Origin of the sequence: Sphingomonas bisphenolicum, assembly GCF_024349785.1 — a bacterium.
Taxonomy (GTDB): domain Bacteria; phylum Pseudomonadota; class Alphaproteobacteria; order Sphingomonadales; family Sphingomonadaceae; genus Sphingobium; species Sphingobium bisphenolicum.
The window spans coordinates 603,954-621,318 of sequence record NZ_AP018817.1 but is presented as its reverse complement, the minus strand read 5'-3'; the positions used below and the strand labels follow the sequence as shown (position 1 = coordinate 621,318).

Sequence of the window (17,365 nt, the reverse complement as noted above, 5' to 3'; positions counted from 1 at the left end):
TAATGCGCGCCCGAACCTTGCTATCCCCTGAAGACGCCGCACCGCACCGATATCCTTCATTCGAGCAGGGAAAATTCCCCGTAATTGCCCTGGAAGAAGAGCAGCGGACTGCCCGGACGGTCCTCTGTGGATGGCTCCCGCGTTGCAAGCATAAAGTGATGATCTGACGTTCCGTCGGGTGCAGTCGTCTGTCCGGCCTGTTGATGCAGTCGGTGTAGACTGCTGGCCCTGATGGGGTTCGCGAACAAGGTCCGATCGGCTTTGCAGGCTATTACGCCTAGGACCGTCCTTGGGTTGTCCTTGTTCCCGGTCCGACCGGTTTTGCCATCACATCCTTCGCTCTCACAACCTCGTGAAGCTGATCTCCTCAGCTAAGCTTTTGATCTATGCTGCCGCCAGCATAGGCGCATGCCCGCGCTCGAAGACGCCGCCGCGCGCCATAACTGCCCATGCGATCCGCGCCATCTTGTTAGCGATGGCGACCGAGGCGACACGCGCGGGCTTTCTGGCAAGCAGAGCGACAAAGCGCGGATCGACCGTGCTGGGTTTCTGCTTGGCATATCGGACCAGCGCGGTGGCGCCGACGATCAGGAGCTGCCGCAGATATCTGTCGCCCATCTTGGTTATGCGCCCCAAGCGTTCCTTGCCGCCACTCGAGCTCTGCCGAGGGGTCAGCCCCAGCCAGGCGGCGAACTGGCGCCCTGACGAGAACTGGCTTGGATCGGTCACCGACGCGGCGAGCGCGGTCGCGCCGATCGGCCCGATACCAGGGATCGTCGCCAGGCGCCGGGCCCGGTCGTCGCTCCGCTGCAAAGCGGCGAGCCGCAGATCAAGCTTGCGTAACTGGGCGTGAAGCTGGAGCAGTTGCCCTGCCAGCACTGTGACGACGTTCGCCGCTTCGGTTGGCAGATCGAGCTCAGACTCTCCGTCGACGATCTGCCGCGCCATCTGGAGTGCCTTCACGATCCCGACCGGGATGGCGATGCCGAGTTCGGCGAGCACGCTGCGCATCATGTTGACCAGCTGCGTGCGCTGCTTGATCAACAGGCTACGCACGCGGTGCAGCGACAACGCCGCCTGCTGCTCGCGCGACTTGATGGGCACGAACCGCATCGTCTGACGTGTAACTGCCTCGCAGATCGCCTCGGCATCGGCGGCGTCGTTTTTGCCCCGCTTTACGTAAGGCTTCACGTAAGCCGCCGGCATCAGCCGCACCTCATGACCCAGCTTGGTCAGTTCGCGTGCCCAGTGATGCGACGTGCCGCAGGCCTCGGCGCCTACCAAGCACGGCGGCAGCTTCTCGAAGAACGGTAGCATCTGCGATCGCCGCAGCGCCTTGCGAAGGACGACCTCACCGGTCGCGCTGATACCGTGAACCTGAAAAACGTTCTTGGCCAAATCGAGGCCGATCGTGCTAATCTCCATGGCGGGTGGCTCCTTCTCGGGTTGCATGACAGCAACCCATCTTGGCACTTAGATGCCGTGAGCGGGAGCCATCCACCGCATCCACTTCCAGCGCGACGACCCGGCCGAGCGCGATGTCATGGTCGCCCGCCTCGTGCACCGCATCCAAGGTGCAGTCGATCCAGGCGACGACATCGTCGAGGATCGGCGAACCGTTGGCCGATACGCGATGGGCGATGCCGGCGAACTTGTCCGGACCGGGGCCGGCGATCTGGCGGCAGAGCGGCTTCTGGTCGCTGGCGAGGACGTTGACGCAAAATTTGCCGACTGCCTGGATGCGCGGCCAGCTGGTCGAGCTTTTGGCGGGAAAGAAGGCCACCAGCGGCGGATCAAGCGACACCGATGTGAAGGAGCCGACCACCATGGCGACGGGCGCGCCGTCCGCCTCCACCGCGGTCACGACGCAGACGCCGGTGGGATAATGGCCCAGCACCCGCCGGAAAGTCGCACTGTCGAAACTGGCCATGCTCATGCGTTGCTCCCGAGATATTTCATGCCTTCCCCTCTCGCGCAGAATGGGGCGCTATCAAAGCGCGACGCCGCCCGCCGCCAGCACCGCGAGGGTCAGCAGTTCGGACGCGTTGGACGACATCGTGGCGATCTGCACCGATTTTTCCATGCCGACCAGAACCGGCCCGATCATCGACGTGCCTCCCAGTTCGCGCAGCAGCTTGGCCGAGATATTGGCCGATTGCAGCCCCGGCATGACCAGCACATTGGCCGGGCCGGACAGGCGGCTGAACGGATAATTTTTCATGACGGCGGGGTTGAGCGCCACGTCGGCGGTCATTTCGCCTTCATATTCGAAATCGACATCGCGGTCATCGAGCAGCTTCACCGCGCCGCGCACATTTTCCAGGAAGGCGCCGGGCGGATTGCCGAAATTGGAATAGGAGAGGAAGGCGACGCGCGGGTCGACCCCCATGCGGCGGGCGACCGCCACCGTGCCTTCCGCAATGTCGGCCAGTTCGCCGGCGGTGGGGCGTTCGTTGACCGTGGTGTCGGCCAGGAACACGGTCTTGTCCTTGGCCACCAGCACATGGATGCCGAACGGGGTGCGGCCGGCCGCGGGGTCCATCACCCGCTTCACTTCGCGCAGCGTCTGCGCATAGGGGCGGGTCATGCCGGTGATCATCGCGTCGGCCACGCCCATCTTGACCAGCAAGGTGCCGAAGATGTTGCGGTCGCGATTGACCATCCGCTCGCAATCGCGGCGCAGATAGCCGCGGCGCTGAAGCCGGGCGTAGAGCAGGTCGACCATGTCGGGCACCAGCGGCGAATTGACGCTGTTGTGCAGTTCGAAGCTTTCGGGGTCGCGGACGCCCAGTTCCTTCAGCTTTTCGACTACCTCGCCACGGCCGACCAGCACCGGGATGCCATAGCCCAGCTCGCGGAACTGGATCGCCGCGCGCAGCACCACTTCCTCTTCCGCCTCGGCGAAGACGACGCGCTTGGGATTGGCCTTCGCCACTTCATAGGCGGTGGTGAGGACGGTGGTGGTCGGGTTGAGCCGGGCCTTCAGCGACTGGCGGTAGGCCGCCATGTCCGCGATCGGCTTTTGCGCGACGCCGGTTTCCATCGCCGCCTGGGCGACGGCGGCGGGCACGACCTCCATCAGGCGCGGGTCGAAGGGCGCGGGGATGATATAGTCCGGGCCGAAACTGTGCGATCGGCCATAGGCCTTGGCCACTTCCTCCGGCACCTGTTCGCGCGCCAGATTGGCAATGGCGTGGGCGGCGGCCAGCTTCATCGCTTCGTTGATCCCGGTCGCCCGCACGTCGAGCGCGCCGCGGAAAATGAACGGGAAGCCCAGGACGTTGTTGACCTGGTTGGGAAAGTCCGACCGGCCGGTCGCGACGATCACGTCGGGACGCACGGCATGGGCGTCGGGCGGCAGGATTTCGGGATCTGGATTGGCCATGGCGAAGATGATCGGCTTTGGCCCCATGGACTTCACCATGTCCTGCGTCATCGCGCCCGCGACCGACAGGCCCAGGAACACGTCGGCGCCCTTGACCGCTTCCGCCAGCGTCCGGGCGTCGGTGCGGACCGCATGGGCCGACTTCCACTGGTTCATGCCCTCGGTACGGCCCTGGTAGATCACGCCCTTGCTGTCGCACATGATGACGTTTTCATGGGGGACGCCCAGCGCCTTGATCAGTTCGGTGCAGCTGATGGAGGCGGCGCCCGCGCCGTTCACCACCACCTTCATATCCTTCATCTCGCGCCCGGTCAGCAGCGCGGCGTTGATGACGCCGGCGGCCGCGATGATCGCGGTGCCATGCTGGTCGTCATGGAAGACCGGAATGTTCATCCGCTCTTTCAACGTCTGTTCGATGATGAAGCATTCGGGCGCCTTGATATCTTCAAGGTTGATGCCGCCGAAGGTCGGCTCCATCAGCTCGACCGCGTCGATGAAGCGATCGACATCCTCAGTCTTGAGTTCGATGTCGATGCTGTCCACGTCGGCGAAGCGCTTGAAGAGCACGGCCTTGCCCTCCATCACCGGCTTGGACGCCAGCGCGCCGAGATTGCCCAGGCCCAGGATCGCCGTGCCGTTGGTGATGACCGCGACCAGATTGCCCTTGGCGGTATAGTCATAGGCGGTGGCGGGGTCTTTCGCGATCGCCAGCACCGGCACCGCGACGCCGGGGGAATAAGCGAGGCTCAGGTCGCGCTGGGTCGCCATCGGCTTCGACGCGATGATCTCGATCTTGCCGGGGCGGCCGGTCGAATGGAAGAACAGCGCCTCGCGCTCGGAAAATTCCACATTCGATCGATCGGACATCGCGGCACCCATATATTGGAACAACAGGGCGGCCCTAGCGGTAACATTATCCTGTGGGCAAGTGCGAGACGCGCAATTTTCTGGGCGTCTGGGCGAAGCTCTGGTTTCGGTGCGGGGTTCAGGCTATCGGCTTGTGCCATGGCCCTTTCGACCGATACAGCCGCCCCCACGCCGATGATGGCCCAATATCTGACGCTCAAGCGCCAAGCGCAGGATTGCCTGCTCTTCTACCGCATGGGCGATTTCTTCGAACTTTTCTTCGACGACGCCAGACAAGCCGCGGCGACGCTGGACATCGCGCTGACCAGCCGGGGCGAACATGGCGGCGCGCCGATCCCGATGTGCGGCGTGCCGGTGCATAGCGCCGAGGGGTATCTGGCGCGCCTCATCAAGGGCGGGCATCGCGTCGCCATCGCCGAGCAGACCGAGACGCCGGCGCAGGCCAAGGCGCGCGGCGGCAAGACATTGGTGGCGCGGGCGATCGTGCGCTACGTCACCGCCGGCACGCTGACCGAGGAGACTTTGCTCGACAGCCGGCGCGACAATATGCTGGTCGCGCTGGCGCAGGTCGGCGGGGAGGAGGCGGGCGAGATCGGCATCGCCGCCGCCGACATTTCCACAGGCCGGTTCGAGACGATGACCTGCCCGCTGGGCGACCTGCCCGCTGAACTGGCACGGCTGCGGCCGAGCGAGACGGTGGTAGCGGAGGGATCGACGCTGGGCGTGGCCGATTGCCATCCTTTCGATCGCGCCGCCTTTTCGAGCGCGCGAGCGGACGAGGCGTTGAAGCGCCTGTTCGGGGTCACGACCCTGGACGGGTTCGGCCAGTTCGGCCGTGCCGAGCTGGCCGCGATGGGCGGGCTGATCGCCTATCTCGATCATGCGGGCAAGGGCACCCTGCCCTTCCTCGCGCCGCCCTTGCGCAAGGCGAGCGGCGGCCATGTGGCGATCGACGCGGCGACGCGCGAAAGCCTGGAGATCGTGGCGACCATGGCGGGCGCGCGGGCGGGCAGCCTGCTGGGCGCGATCGACCGCACCGTGACGGGCGCGGGTGCGCGGCTGCTGGGGCAGGATCTGTCCGCGCCGCTGATGGACCTGGCGACGATCGAGGCGCGGCTGGGGCTGGTGCAGCTATTCCACGACGATGCGACCTTGCGCGATCAGTTGCGCGGCGCGTTGCGGGCGCTGCCGGACATCGGTCGGGCGCTGGGGCGCGTGGCGGTGGGACGTGGCAGCCCACGCGATCTGGGCCAGTTGCGCGATGGGCTCGGCGAAGCGCGCTTGCTGCGCGAGCGGCTGGGGCGGCTGGCCGAGCCGCCGCTGTTGCTGGCGCGGATATTGCCGGCGCTGGACGGCCATGGCGCGCTGGTCGATGCGCTGGCGCGCGCGCTGGTGCCCGCACCGCCCACCGAGACGGCGAGTGGCGGCTATATCGCCGACGGCTATGATCCCGCACTGGACGAACTGCGCCGCATGGCGGGAGACGGCCGCCGCGCGATCGCCGCGCTGGAGGCGAAATATCGCGCGCAGACCGGTATATCCGCGCTGAAGATCCGGCATAACGGCGTGCTGGGCTATCATGTCGAGGTGCCCGCCCGCGCCGCCGACACGCTGATGCAGCCCGACAGCGGCTTCACCCATCGCCAGACGCTGGCCGGGGTGGTGCGGTTCAATTCGATCGACCTGCACGAAGAAGCCGGGCGCGTGGCGCAGGCGGGCGCCCATGCGCTGGTGGCGGAAGCCGCGCATCTGGAGGAGCTGATCGGCGCGGTGCTGGACCGCAAGAGCGACATTGCGCGCGCGGCCGATGCGCTGGCCCGGCTGGACGTCGCGGCGTCGCTCGCCGAACGGGCGGCCGAGGGCGGCTGGCAGCGGCCGCATTTCGTGGGCGACGACGGCGCCGGTCCGTGCCTGGATATCGTCGGCGGGCGGCATCCGGTGGTGGAAGATGCACTGCGCAAGGAAGGCCAGCCCTTTGTCGCGAACGACTGCCGCCTGTCCGACGGCGACCGGCTATGGCTCGTCACCGGCCCGAACATGGGTGGCAAGTCGACCTTCCTGCGGCAGAATGCGCTGATCGTCATATTGGCGCAGGCGGGGGGCTATGTCCCGGCGCAGGCGGCGACGCTGACTTTGGTCGACCGGCTGTTCAGCCGGGTCGGCGCGTCGGACAATCTGGCCAAGGGGCGGTCGACCTTCATGGTCGAGATGGTCGAGACGGCCGCGATCCTGAGCCAGGCGACCGAACGGAGTTTCGTCATCCTGGACGAGGTCGGGCGCGGCACATCCACCTATGACGGGCTGGCGCTGGCCTGGGCGGTGGTGGAGGCGGTGCATGAGGTCAATCGCTGTCGCTGCCTCTTCGCGACGCACTATCACGAGTTGACCCGGCTGGCCGAGACGTTGTCGTCGCTGTCGCTGCATCATGTGCGGGCGCGCGAGTGGAAGGGCGACCTCGTCCTGCTGCACGAACTGAGCGACGGCCCGGCCGATCGCAGCTATGGCCTGGCGGTGGCGCGACTGGCGGGGTTGCCGCAAGCGGTGTTGAAGCGCGCCAAGGATGTGCTGGCGCGGCTGGAAGCGGGCAAGGCGAAGACCGGCGGGATCGCCGCGGGGCTGGACGACCTGCCGCTGTTCGCGGCGGTCGCGGTGCAGGCGGAGGCCGCGCCCGACCCGCTTCTGGCGGCGATCGACGCGATCGACGCCGACGCCCTGTCACCGCGTGAGGCGCTCGATCACATATATCGGTTGAAACAACTGGCTGCCGAGCGGCGGCCCGACTAGAGACACCAGATGGTCATGCAGTTCCCCGCGCTGGGATCGCGCCGCGCGATCATCGACCGGCGCGCGATTTCCGACACGATCAACGCCCTGGCGACGGAGCATCGGGGCGATAGCACGCGGCTGCGCGCCGAAATCGTCAAGGAATTGAAGGCGGCGCTGGAGCATGGCCGGGCCGAAGTCGCCAAACGGCTGGAGGCGAAACCGACGCGCGGGCGCGAATCCGTGACCGCCTTCGCCTTCCTGATCGACCAGATTTTACGCCTGCTCTACGATGCGACCACGCATCATCTCTATCCGGCGGGCAATCGCAGTACGGGCGAGCGGATCGCCCTGATCGCGGTCGGCGGCTATGGCCGGGGCGAAATGGCGCCGCACAGCGATGTCGATATCGGGTTCATCACCCCGTGGAAGCCCACCGGCTGGACCGAGCAGGTGATCGAATCCATGCTCTATTCGCTGTGGGATCTGGGGCTGAAGGTCGGCCATAGCAGCCGGTCGATCGACGAGACGATGCGGATGGCCAAGGCCGACCTGACGGTGCGCACTGCCCTGCTGGAGGCGCGATACGTCTGGGGCGACCGGGCGCTGTACGAGGAAACGTCGGTGCGGTTCGACGCCGAAGTGATGCAGGGCAATGCCCGCGCCTTCGTGACCGAAAAGCTGGTGGAGCGCGACGAGCGGCACAAGCGGATGGGCGACAGCCGCTATGTGGTCGAGCCCAATGTGAAGGAAGGCAAGGGCGGCCTGCGCGACCTGCACACTTTGTTCTGGATCGGCAAATATGTGAACCGGGTGAAGTCGGTCGCCGAACTGGTCGATGTCGGCCTGTTGACCGACGTCGAGCTGCGCCAGTTTCAGAAGGCCGAGGATTTCCTGTGGGCGGTGCGATGCCATCTGCACACCATAACGGGCCGCGCCGAGGATCGGCTGACCTTCGACCTGCAACTGGAGACCGCGACGCGGATGCGCTTCACCGGGCGCGCCGGCCGGTCCGGGGTCGAGCGCTTCATGCGCTATTATTTCCTGAACGCGAAGATCGTGGGCGACCTGACCGCCGTTTTCCTGGCGCATCTGGACGACCAGATGGCGGAAAAGGGCCGGCGCTACATCCCGTCCATCTTCCGCCGGCCCAAGAAGCTGGACGGGTTCGTGCTGGAACGCGGGCGCCTCAGCCTGCCGAGCGACGATTTCTTCCAGGCGGACCCGGTGCGGCTGCTGGAAATCTTCGCCGTGGCGGACAAGCACGGGTTGCAGATCCACCCCAGCGCCATCCGCGCGGCGAGCCGTGACGCGGGGCTGATCAACGCCAGGGTGCGGAAAGACCCGCGCGCCAATGCCGCCTTCATGGAGGTGCTGACGTCCCCGCGCGACCCGGAGACGGTGCTGCGCTGGATGAATGAATCGACCGTATTCGGCCGCTTCGTTCCCGATTTCCGCCGCGTCGTCGCGCAGATGCAGTTCGACATGTATCATCACTATACGGTTGACGAGCATACCATCCGCGCCGTCGGCCTGCTGTCGCAGATCGAGAAGGGCGCGTTGCCGCAGGATCATCCGCTGGCGACCGACCTGATGGGCAAATTGCTGTCGCGGCGGGCGCTCTATGTGGCGGTTCTGCTGCATGACATCGCCAAGGGGCGCGGCGGCGACCATAGTCTGCTCGGCGCCGAAGTGGCCGAGCAGCTTTGTCCACGGCTGGGGCTGACCCCGGCCGAGACGGAGACGGTGGCCTGGCTGGTGCGCTATCATCTGCTGATGTCGGCCACCGCCTTCAAGCGCGACCTGGCCGATTACAAGACGATCCTCGATTTCGTCGATGTGGTGCAAAGCCCGGAGCGGCTGCGACTGTTGCTCTGCCTGACGGTGGTGGATATCCGCGCCGTGGGACCGGGGGTGTGGAACAGCTGGAAGCGCCAGTTGCTCGGCGACCTGTATGACAGCGCCGAAGAAGTATTGCGGCTGGGTCACAAGCAGAAGGGCCGCAGCGAGCGGGTCACGGCCAAGCAGGACGGACTGCGGCAGGCGCTGGGCCTGGACGAGGCGGCGTTCGCGGCGTTCAGCAAGCGGCTGCCCGAATCCTACTGGATCGCCGAGCCCGAGGACATTCTCTTCCACAATGCGCAGCATATCCTGGCGGCGGGCGAATCGCCGCTGTCGATCGCGGCGCAATATTATCCGCAACGCGGCGCGACGTTGGTGACGGTCTATGCCGCCGACCATCCGGGGCTGTTCTATCGGATCGCAGGCGCCATCCATCTGGCCGGTGGCAATATCATCGATGCGCGAATCCATACGACGCGCGATGGCGTGGCGATCGACAATTTCCTGGTGCAGGATCCGCTGGGCGGCGCCTTCCACAGCCCCGACCAGCTGAAGCGCATCCGCAACGCGATCGAGGATTCGCTGTCCAACCGGCACCGGATGATCACCAAGCTGTCGGCGCGCCCCCTGCCCCGCACGCGCGCCGAGGCGTTCCGCATCGAGCCGAACGTGCTGATCGACAACAAGGCGTCGAACCGCTTCACCGTGGTCGAGGTGAACGCCCGCGACCGGCCGGCGCTGCTGTTCAGCCTGGCCAATGCGCTGTTCCAGTCCAAGGTCACGGTCCACAGCGCCCATGTCGCCACCTATGGCGAGCGCGCGGTCGACACCTTCTATGTCACCGACCTGCTGGGCGGGAAGATCGAGAGCAAGGCGCGGTTGCAGACTCTGGAACGACGCTTGCTGGAAGCGGCGGGCGGCGAAGTGGGCGAGGCGCTGGAGCGGGCTTGACCATATCTTGTGTTCCCGCGCAGGCGGGAACACGGCAGCTACAGGATCTCCACCACGTCGCCCGGCGCGAGCAACGGGAGCAGGCGCAGCATGTCGTCGCGGTCCACCGCAACGCAGCCTGCGGTGGGACGGCCTTCGGACAGGTGGAAGAAGATGGCGCTGCCCTGCCCCGGCACCGGCGGCGCGTCGTTATGGCCGAGGACGACGATGACGTCATAGGCACCGTCGCTGCGGATCAGGCTTTCGGCGGAGAAAGAACGGGGCAACCGAACCGGGCGGTTATAGGCCGGGTCGGCGATGTCGTCCGACCAGCCGTCGTTCGCGCGGACCCAGCGCCAGGGCAGGCGCAGGCCGGTCGGTTCGATCTTGTTGGGACGGAGCAGCACGCCGCGGATCGGCCAGACACCCAGCGGGGTGCAGCCGTCGCCTTCGCGCTTGTCGGCGGCCGGGCAGGCCCCGCCCCGGCCGATAGTGCAATCCATCGCCAGTTCGCCGAAGGTCAGGCGGCCCGCGCCGCAATCGACGCGAAGGACGGTCACAGCTGGTGGCCGGTTCGGTCGCGCTTGGTGGCGAGATAGCGTTCATTATGCGGGTTGGTCGGCAGGATGATCGGCAGGCGTTCCGTCACGCGAATACCCGCCGCCTCCAGTCCCGCAACCTTGTTGGGATTGTTGGTGAGCAGCCGCACCGCGCCCACGCCGAGCAGATCTAGCATCCGCGCCGCGACCGAGAAATCGCGCGCGTCGATGGCGAAGCCCAGCCGCACATTGGCGTCCACCGTGTCGAACCCCTGATCCTGCATCGCATAGGCGCGCAATTTGTTGACCAGGCCGATGCCGCGCCCTTCCTGACGAAGATAGAGGAGGATGCCCCAGGGCGCATCGGCGATCCGGTGCAGCGCCTCATGCAGTTGCGGGCCGCAATCGCATTTCAGGCTGCCCAGCACGTCGCCGGTCAGGCATTCGCTGTGCAGGCGGATGACCGGCGGCGAGCTATCGCGCTTGCCCACCACCAGCGCGACATGCTCGCGCGGTTCGTCGGGGCTGCGGAAGGCGATGATTTCGCCGGTCTCGCTGGCCGACACCGGCAGGCGGGCGCGGGTGGCGATGGCGAGGTGGGTGGCGTCGTCATAGGCGGCGATAGCGTCGGCGCTCAACGTCGCTTCGACCGGGCCGTCGGCAGGCATCAGGAAAAATGCGGGCAGGATGCCGGCCAGCCGGGCAAGGTGCAGCGCCGCCTTGGCGGCCTGGGGGCTAAGCAGCGGGCGGGCACGAAACGGCCCTTTCAGCGGCGAGGCGAGATCGAGCACCGGGTCGGAAATGGCGGTGGCGACATCGGCGTCGATCCAGGGCGCGCGTTCGACCAGCACCGGCAGGTCGGGGTCGGCCGCCGCCAACTGGTTGGCCAGCTTCAAGGTTTCGGCGCGGGCGGCGGATATGAGGATGTCGGCCTGGCCGCGCGGGTCGAAGTCCGCCAGCGTGACCGCATCCGCGCCCTCGATCGCCATCAGCCTAATCGCGCCATCGGGCGCGGACAGGCGCACGGCCCAGCCGCGACGCAGCGCGTCTATGGCGCGCGCGGCATCGCGCCCGTTGGCGACACTAGGCATCAGAAAGCGAATTCGGTGATGATGGGGATATGGTCGGACGGCTTGATCCAGCTACGCGCGGGTTCGACCACGCGATGGCTGGTCGCCTTGTTCGCCACGTCCTTCGTCATCCACATATGATCGAGGCGGCGGCCGCGATCCGATTCCGCCCAGTCCTTCGCGCGGTAGCTCCACCAGGTATAGAGGCGCGCCGGCGCGGGATGGAAATGGCGGCCGATATCGACCCAGTCGTTCGACGCCTGCAACCGGGCGAGGATTTCACATTCCCCCGGCGTGTGACTGACGACGTTGAGCAACTGTTTGTGGCTCCAGACGTCGCATTCCAGCGGGGCGATGTTGAAGTCGCCGGTCAGGATGGCGGGTTGGCTGCCTAGCGCGGACGACCATTGGATCATCCGTTCGAGGAAATCCATCTTCTGGCCGAATTTGGGATTGAGATCACGGTCGGGAATGTCGCCACCGGCGGGCACATAGACATTCTCGATCCGCACGCCATTGTCGAGCCGCACGCCGACATGGCGCGCTTCGCCATTGGCCTGCCAGTCGAACCGGTCATCCTCATGCACCGGCACCTTGCTCATGATCGCGACGCCATGGTGCATACGCTGGCCATTCAGCACCTGATGAACATAGCCCATGCGGCGGAACATTTCGGTGGGGAAGGTCTCGTTCACCACCTTGGTTTCCTGCAGGCACAATATGTCCGGCGCTTCGAGCCGCAGCAGCTGTTCGACTATGTCGATGCGCGCGCGGACGGAGTTGATGTTCCAGGAGCAGATAGAGAGGGTGTCGGCCATGGGATTCCACCTAGGAGGCCGCAGGCGGACACGCAAGCGGCTGAAAGAAGGCCGCACAAAGTAAGACCCCCGCTCCGGGGGCGTGGAACGGGGGTCTCGATCGCGCCCTTGAAGCGCTTCGCGGCGAGAGGGGGGACCGGGTAACAGGGGGGAAATCCCGGTTTGTCTCTCGCCTTGGGTCTTGATTAGCCGCCGCCATATGAGCGTCAGATGAACGAAGTCGGATGTTTTTCCATCCGTCCTGCAAGGCGCTCGGGTCAGCCGCCCGCCGACCGTCCCTTGGGCCGCGGATCGGTCCAGCGGAAGGCGGAATCGGCCACCGGCGCACCATAGACATGGTTGCTCAGCCGCACCGCGGTGCGGTTGTTCTGCGAATCGAGCGCCACCCAACCGTAAAGCTGCAGGCCCGCTGGACCCGATGCGTTGCGTTTGAAGATCATGGTGATGGTGCCATATTCGGGCCGCTTGGGATCGCGCGCCTCTATGCTCAGGATCGACGGGTCGCCGGTAGGAACGACCTTGCCATATTTCGACAGATCCTTGTTCGGGTCGAGCAGGGCGCCCAGCGGCGAATTGCCGATCGGCCAGCGCTGCACCTGCCGCACTTCATAGTCGATCATGGTCAGCGCCTTGCCGTCGCCCACGATCAGCAGCGGCACGCCCTTTTGATATTGGAAGCGGATCTTGCCTGGCTGCTTCAGGGTCAGCTTGCCGGTCAGGGTCTGGCCGCTGCGGTCGGTCTGGGTGAAATCGGCGGTCAGGGTGGTGACGCCGCGGATATAGGCATTGACCTGGGTCAGGTCGGACGAGGCCTGCTGCGCGGCGACGGGCGCGGTCGGCACGACGACCGACAGGGCGGCCGGCGCGGCGGCAAGGGCCAGGATCAGGGGCGCAAGGCTGCGCTGCATGGCGTTCAACTCCGGTTGTTCAGGAATTTACGGGGTAGAAGGTCGGGCTTGAACCCGTTGTGAACCCGGCTGTTCCGAAATAGCAAGCTTTGGGCTTGATGGGGGAGAGCATCCGCAGACGGTCGCGACAGCTCGATCCCCCATGCTCCCGCCTCGCCCTGCCGGTCTGACCGGCGGCACCGCTCCAATTATGTTATCGGCGCGGCAGCAGCGGGACTCGCCTAGACCGATTCGCGAACAAAAAAAAGGGCCGATCCGAAGACCAGCCCGAAAAGTTTTAGGAGAGGATGCCTGAAAGGCCTGATCCTATTGCCCGGTCCCGCTTGATGCTGCAAATGCGAAGGCCGCAGGAGCGATTGCACGATACGCAATCATAACCATTTTTGGTCGGATCAGAGCGGCCAGTGTCACAGAGGCCAGTATCACAGAGGATTGCCATTTTCGTCGCGCAGCACTTCACGGCGGCCGACATGGTTGGGCGGGCCGACCAGCCCTTCCTCCTCCATCCGTTCGATCAGGCGCGCTGCCGAATTATAACCGACTCGCAATTGGCGTTGCAGCCAGCTGGTCGAGGCCTTCTGATTTTCGAAGACGAGCTGGCACGCCTTGCGGAACAGTTGCGCGTCGGGGCTGTCATCGCCCAGATCCACGCCGTCGAGCGCGAAGCTGCCCTCCTCCGGCTCCTCGGTGACGGCCTGGATATAGTCGGGCTGGCCCTGCGCGCGCCAATGATCGGCGACGACGCGCACTTCATCGTCCGAGACGAAGGGACCATGGACGCGGGTCAGACCCTTGCCGCCATGCATGTAGAGCATGTCGCCCTTGCCCAGCAGCTGTTCGGCGCCCTGTTCGCCCAATATGGTGCGGCTGTCGATCTTGCTGGTGACGAAGAAGCTGATGCGGGTCGGCAGGTTCGCCTTGATGACGCCGGTGATGACGTCGACCGAGGGACGCTGGGTCGCGAGGATCAGGTGGATGCCCGCGGCGCGCGCCTTCTGCGCCAGACGCTGGATCAGGAATTCGACTTCCTTGCCCGCCGTCATCATGAGGTCGGCCAGCTCGTCCACCACCACCACGATCTGCGGCAGCGGCTGGAAATCGAGCTGCTCCTCCTCATAGATGGGCTTGCCGGTTTCGGGGTCGTAGCCGGTCTGGACCCGGCGGCCCAGAGGCTTGCCCTTTGCCTTCGCCGCGCGAACCTTCTCGTTATAATTGGCCAGGTTGCGGACGGAGATGGACGCCATCATGCGATAGCGGTCCTCCATCTGCTCCACCGCCCATTTGAGCGCGCGGATCGCCTTGGCCGGTTCGGTGACGACCGGAGAAAGCAGGTGCGGGATGTCGTCATAGGTCGACAGTTCCAGCATCTTGGGATCGATCATGATCAGGCGCAACTGGTCCGGCGTCATGCGGTAGAGCAGCGACAGGATCATGGCGTTGAGGCCGACGGATTTACCCGAACCGGTGGTGCCCGCGATCAGCAGATGCGGCATGGGCGCCAGGTCGGCGATGATCGGCTCACCCGAGATATTCTTGCCCAGGATGATCGGCAGGGTCGCTTCCTGCATGAACTGTTCGCTGGTGATGAGTTCGCGGAAGGATACGCCCTCGCGATGGGCGTTGGGCAATTCGATGCCGATCACGGTGCGGCCGGGAATGGTCGCGACGCGGGCCGAGAGCGCCGACATGTTGCGGGCGATATCGTCCGCCAGCGCGATCACGCGGCTCGCCTTGATGCCGGGCGCGGGTTCCAGTTCATACATGGTGACGACCGGACCGGGGCGGACTTCGGTGATGTTGCCCTTCACATGGAAGTCGTCGAGCACCGATTCGAGCAGGCGGGCGTTGCGTTCCAGTGCAGCCTTGTCGATCTTGCCGCCCTGATTGGCGGGGATGGGGTTGAGCAGATCGGGCGACGGCAGCGAACTGTGGCCGAACAGATCGTCCTGGCTGACCGGCGCCATCGCGCGCTGGACCGGCGCGGGCTTGGGCGACTGGATGGTGATCGGCGGCTTGGGTTCGTTCGATACCTGCTTGCGTGGGGTGATGACCCGCTCGGTCAATTCGTCCTCCGCATCCTCATCGACATCGACGGCCGAGGGACCGGCGAAGCCCAGCGTGGGGCGCGGCAAGTTGAGTTTGGGCAGCGAAGGGCGGCGCAGCGCGATGATCGGCTTTTCCAGCGCCAGGCTGCGATAGCTGGCGAACAGGCCCGCGATCAGTGCAACGACGATGAGAATGCCGGTGATCCAGGGCGCGGCGGCGGGCGCCTGCGCGGTCAGGCTGGCGATACCCTTGGCGACGACCAGGCCGATCACACCGCCCCAGCCCGCGGGCAGGCCGACCAGCGGCGCGCTCTGAAACAAAGCGAGTGCAATGCCGATCAGGACGATGCCTAACAGGCATTTGCCGAACTGCCCCTTCCACCCGCTCATATCCTGGTCGCCCCACATGCGGCGGGCGGTGACCGCCATCAGCGGCAGGATGAGGGCGACGGGCACGCCCAGCAGCCAGAGCAGGAAATCGGCGGCCCAGGCGCCGGGTGCCTGCATGATGTTGGCGACATGATCGCCCGCGACGGTGTTCATCGACGGGTCGCTCGGCGCATAGCTGAGCAGCGCCAGGGCCAAGAACAGCGTCGCCAGCATGAGCGTGATCGCGCCGATGAGCGCGCCGCTGCGAATGAGGCTGCGCTTCAACATCTCGCGCCATTCCGGCGTGCGTTTCACGGTGCGGCCGACGGCCATAATCCTGCTTGTCCCCCAAATGTTCCGTTTCGGCACAATGAACCCGAGGGCGAGTCCGCGTCAAGGGCGCGGCGGATCGGCTCGTCCCGTGCGACCGATCCCCACGCCTAACATCAAAGCCGCGCGAGCGCCGCCAGCGTATCGCCGTCCACCCGCTGCACCGTCCATTCGTCCATCGGCGTCGCGCCGAGCGAGCGGTAGAAGGCGATGGAGGGTTCGTTCCAGTCGAGAACCGACCATTCGAGCCGGGCGCAGTCGCGCTCGATCGCCAGTTGCGCCAGACGGGCGAGCAACGCCTTGCCCGCGCCCAGGCCGCGGGCGTCCGGCAGGACGAACAGATCCTCCAGATAGACGCCCGGCCGCGCCTCGAAGGTCGAGAAATTGTGGAAGAACAGGGCGAAGCCGACCGCCCGGCCTTCATGTTCGGCGATCAGCACCTCCGCCATCGGCCGCGGGCCGAACAAATAGCGGGCGAGCGTGGCGCGGTCCGCCTTCACCGCATGGGCGAGCCGTTCATAATCGGCCAGCGCCAGGATGAAGTCATGAATGGTGCCGATATCGTCGGCCTGCGCGTCGCGAATGATGATGTCGGTCATGCCGTTCCTGCTTCCACATGGGCGCCATCAGCCCCTTTGCTGCGGGCGGCGATAAGGCAGCCGGCGACGATGAGCAATGCGCCGGCCACCGTGGTCAGGGTCAATCGCTCGCCAAACGCCAGCCAGCCCATCAGCGCTGCCCAGAGAAAGGCGCTATATTCGACCGGGATGAGCCGCTGCGCCTCCGCCCGCGCATAGGCCCAGGCGAGCGCAGCCAGCGAGGTGAAGGCGAGGCCGGCCGCAAGCAGCACCAGCGGAACAGCGGCGCGATCGGGCAGCGCACCCCATGCCGGAGCGCCCAGCACGAACACGCCCAGCATGACGACATGCTGGAAGAAGGCGACCTCGATCGGCGAGGCGCGCTGCGCCTGCTGCCGCTGGAGGATGAGATTCCAGGCGAAGAGCAAAGCGGAGAACAGGACTGCGCCCGCGCCCAGCAGCGCATCGGCGTCATAGCGCCCCTGCAATTTGCCCGACAGGATCACGCCCACGCCGACCAGTCCGAGCAGCGACGCCCCGATCGCCCGCCGCCCGACCGTCTCACCCAGCAGCAACGCGGCGAGATAGAGGGCGATCAGCGGCGCGATGAAGGAGAGCGCGATCGCTTCGGCGAGGGGCATCCGCATGAGCGCCCAGAAGAAGAGCGCCGCCATCAGCGCCACGACCGAGCCGCGCAGCAGGTGCAGGCGCAGCACGGCGCGGTCCGGCCAGCGCTGGCGGGTGAGCAGCATCAGCGCAAGGCCTAACAAGCTGCCCGCCGCGGCGCGCCAGAACAGCGCATTATAGAGGCCGATGGAAAGGCTGAGCCCCTTCATCGCCGCGTCCATCACAGAGAATAGCGCGACGCCGATGCAGCACATGGCGAAGGGAATGGCGAACCCGCCGGGCGTGGGGCGCACC

At 66.0% G+C, this 17,365-nt stretch carries 12 protein-coding genes; 2 read left to right on the top strand and 10 right to left on the bottom strand.

The annotated features are described in order from the left end of the window. Positions 1 to 384 precede the first annotated feature (384 nt). From SBA_RS02970 to SBA_RS02960, 3 genes are read right to left on the bottom strand one after another with little or no spacing between them, the layout of a single operon-like run. The gene (locus SBA_RS02970; RefSeq protein ID WP_261934893.1) at positions 385 to 1,425 is read right to left on the bottom strand and encodes an IS110 family RNA-guided transposase; all 1,041 of its coding nucleotides are present in this window, start codon (positions 1,423 to 1,425) and stop codon (positions 385 to 387) included. Further along, the gene (locus SBA_RS02965; RefSeq protein WP_261935834.1) at positions 1,415 to 1,936 is read right to left on the bottom strand and encodes a flavin reductase family protein; all 522 of its coding nucleotides are present in this window, start codon (positions 1,934 to 1,936) and stop codon (positions 1,415 to 1,417) included. Before SBA_RS02965 ends, SBA_RS02970 begins: the two co-directional genes overlap by 11 nt. Before the next feature lie 54 nt (positions 1,937 to 1,990). Then, the gene (locus SBA_RS02960; RefSeq protein WP_261935833.1) at positions 1,991 to 4,252 is read right to left on the bottom strand and encodes an NADP-dependent malic enzyme; all 2,262 of its coding nucleotides are present in this window, start codon (positions 4,250 to 4,252) and stop codon (positions 1,991 to 1,993) included. A 138-nt stretch (positions 4,253 to 4,390) separates the two neighbouring features. Between SBA_RS02960 and mutS the strand changes: the two genes are divergently transcribed. Both mutS and SBA_RS02950 read left to right on the top strand, forming a co-directional pair. Then, the gene (gene mutS / locus SBA_RS02955; protein WP_261935832.1) at positions 4,391 to 7,036 is read left to right on the top strand and encodes a DNA mismatch repair protein MutS; all 2,646 of its coding nucleotides are present in this window, start codon (positions 4,391 to 4,393) and stop codon (positions 7,034 to 7,036) included. Between the two features lie 9 nt (positions 7,037 to 7,045). Beyond that, complete coding sequence (locus tag SBA_RS02950) at positions 7,046 to 9,808, top strand: [protein-PII] uridylyltransferase (protein WP_261935831.1); 2,763 nt, start codon at positions 7,046 to 7,048, stop codon at positions 9,806 to 9,808. Between the two features lie 38 nt (positions 9,809 to 9,846). Here the strand turns inward: SBA_RS02950 and SBA_RS02945 are convergent, their stop codons facing one another. From SBA_RS02945 to SBA_RS02915, 7 genes are all read right to left on the bottom strand, one after another. Further along, a complete protein-coding gene (locus SBA_RS02945; protein WP_224546593.1) occupies positions 9,847 to 10,347 on the bottom strand; it encodes a L,D-transpeptidase family protein in 501 nt (166 codons plus the stop codon). Then, positions 10,344 to 11,417: a GTP cyclohydrolase II gene (gene ribA / locus SBA_RS02940; protein ID WP_261935830.1), complete on the bottom strand. Its 1,074-nt coding sequence runs from the start codon at positions 11,415 to 11,417 to the stop codon at positions 10,344 to 10,346. The genes SBA_RS02945 and ribA overlap by 4 nt, the downstream gene beginning before the upstream one ends. Continuing rightward, positions 11,417 to 12,214 carry an exodeoxyribonuclease III gene (locus tag SBA_RS02935; protein WP_066607182.1) on the bottom strand — a complete coding sequence of 266 codons (798 nt, stop codon included), beginning with the start codon at positions 12,212 to 12,214 and terminating at the stop codon, positions 11,417 to 11,419. Before SBA_RS02935 ends, ribA begins: the two co-directional genes overlap by 1 nt. Positions 12,215 to 12,471: 257 nt before the next feature. Next, on the bottom strand, positions 12,472 to 13,122 hold the full coding sequence (locus SBA_RS02930; protein ID WP_224546595.1) for a LolA family protein: 651 nt from the start codon (positions 13,120 to 13,122) through the stop codon (positions 12,472 to 12,474). A gap of 422 nt (positions 13,123 to 13,544) precedes the next feature. Then, entirely contained in the window at positions 13,545 to 15,869 is a 2,325-nt protein-coding gene (locus SBA_RS02925; protein WP_261935829.1) for an FtsK/SpoIIIE family DNA translocase, read from the bottom strand. A gap of 113 nt (positions 15,870 to 15,982) precedes the next feature. Beyond that, complete coding sequence (locus SBA_RS02920) at positions 15,983 to 16,465, bottom strand: GNAT family N-acetyltransferase (protein WP_261935828.1); 483 nt, start codon at positions 16,463 to 16,465, stop codon at positions 15,983 to 15,985. Further along, positions 16,462 to 17,325, bottom strand: a complete 864-nt coding sequence (locus SBA_RS02915) for a DMT family transporter (protein ID WP_261936664.1) — start codon at positions 17,323 to 17,325, stop codon at positions 16,462 to 16,464. The genes SBA_RS02920 and SBA_RS02915 overlap by 4 nt, the downstream gene beginning before the upstream one ends. Positions 17,326 to 17,365 lie beyond the last annotated feature (40 nt).

What these genes read in the sequence shown, in the direction of transcription:
- SBA_RS02970 (WP_261934893.1), bottom strand. Translation starts at nt 1,425, where the DNA reads ATGGAGATTAGCACGATCGGCCTCGATTTGGCCAAGAACGTTTTTCAG.
- SBA_RS02965 (WP_261935834.1), bottom strand. Translation starts at nt 1,936, where the DNA reads ATGAGCATGGCCAGTTTCGACAGTGCGACTTTCCGGCGGGTGCTGGGC.
- SBA_RS02960 (WP_261935833.1), bottom strand. Translation starts at nt 4,252, where the DNA reads ATGTCCGATCGATCGAATGTGGAATTTTCCGAGCGCGAGGCGCTGTTC.
- mutS (WP_261935832.1), top strand. Translation starts at nt 4,391, where the DNA reads ATGGCCCTTTCGACCGATACAGCCGCCCCCACGCCGATGATGGCCCAA.
- SBA_RS02950 (WP_261935831.1), top strand. Translation starts at nt 7,046, where the DNA reads ATGGTCATGCAGTTCCCCGCGCTGGGATCGCGCCGCGCGATCATCGAC.
- ribA (WP_261935830.1), bottom strand. Translation starts at nt 11,417, where the DNA reads ATGCCTAGTGTCGCCAACGGGCGCGATGCCGCGCGCGCCATAGACGCG.
- SBA_RS02935 (WP_066607182.1), bottom strand. Translation starts at nt 12,214, where the DNA reads ATGGCCGACACCCTCTCTATCTGCTCCTGGAACATCAACTCCGTCCGC.
- SBA_RS02930 (WP_224546595.1), bottom strand. Translation starts at nt 13,122, where the DNA reads ATGCAGCGCAGCCTTGCGCCCCTGATCCTGGCCCTTGCCGCCGCGCCG.
- SBA_RS02925 (WP_261935829.1), bottom strand. Translation starts at nt 15,869, where the DNA reads ATGGCCGTCGGCCGCACCGTGAAACGCACGCCGGAATGGCGCGAGATG.
- SBA_RS02920 (WP_261935828.1), bottom strand. Translation starts at nt 16,465, where the DNA reads ATGACCGACATCATCATTCGCGACGCGCAGGCCGACGATATCGGCACC.
- SBA_RS02915 (WP_261936664.1), bottom strand. Translation starts at nt 17,325, where the DNA reads ATGTGCTGCATCGGCGTCGCGCTATTCTCTGTGATGGACGCGGCGATG.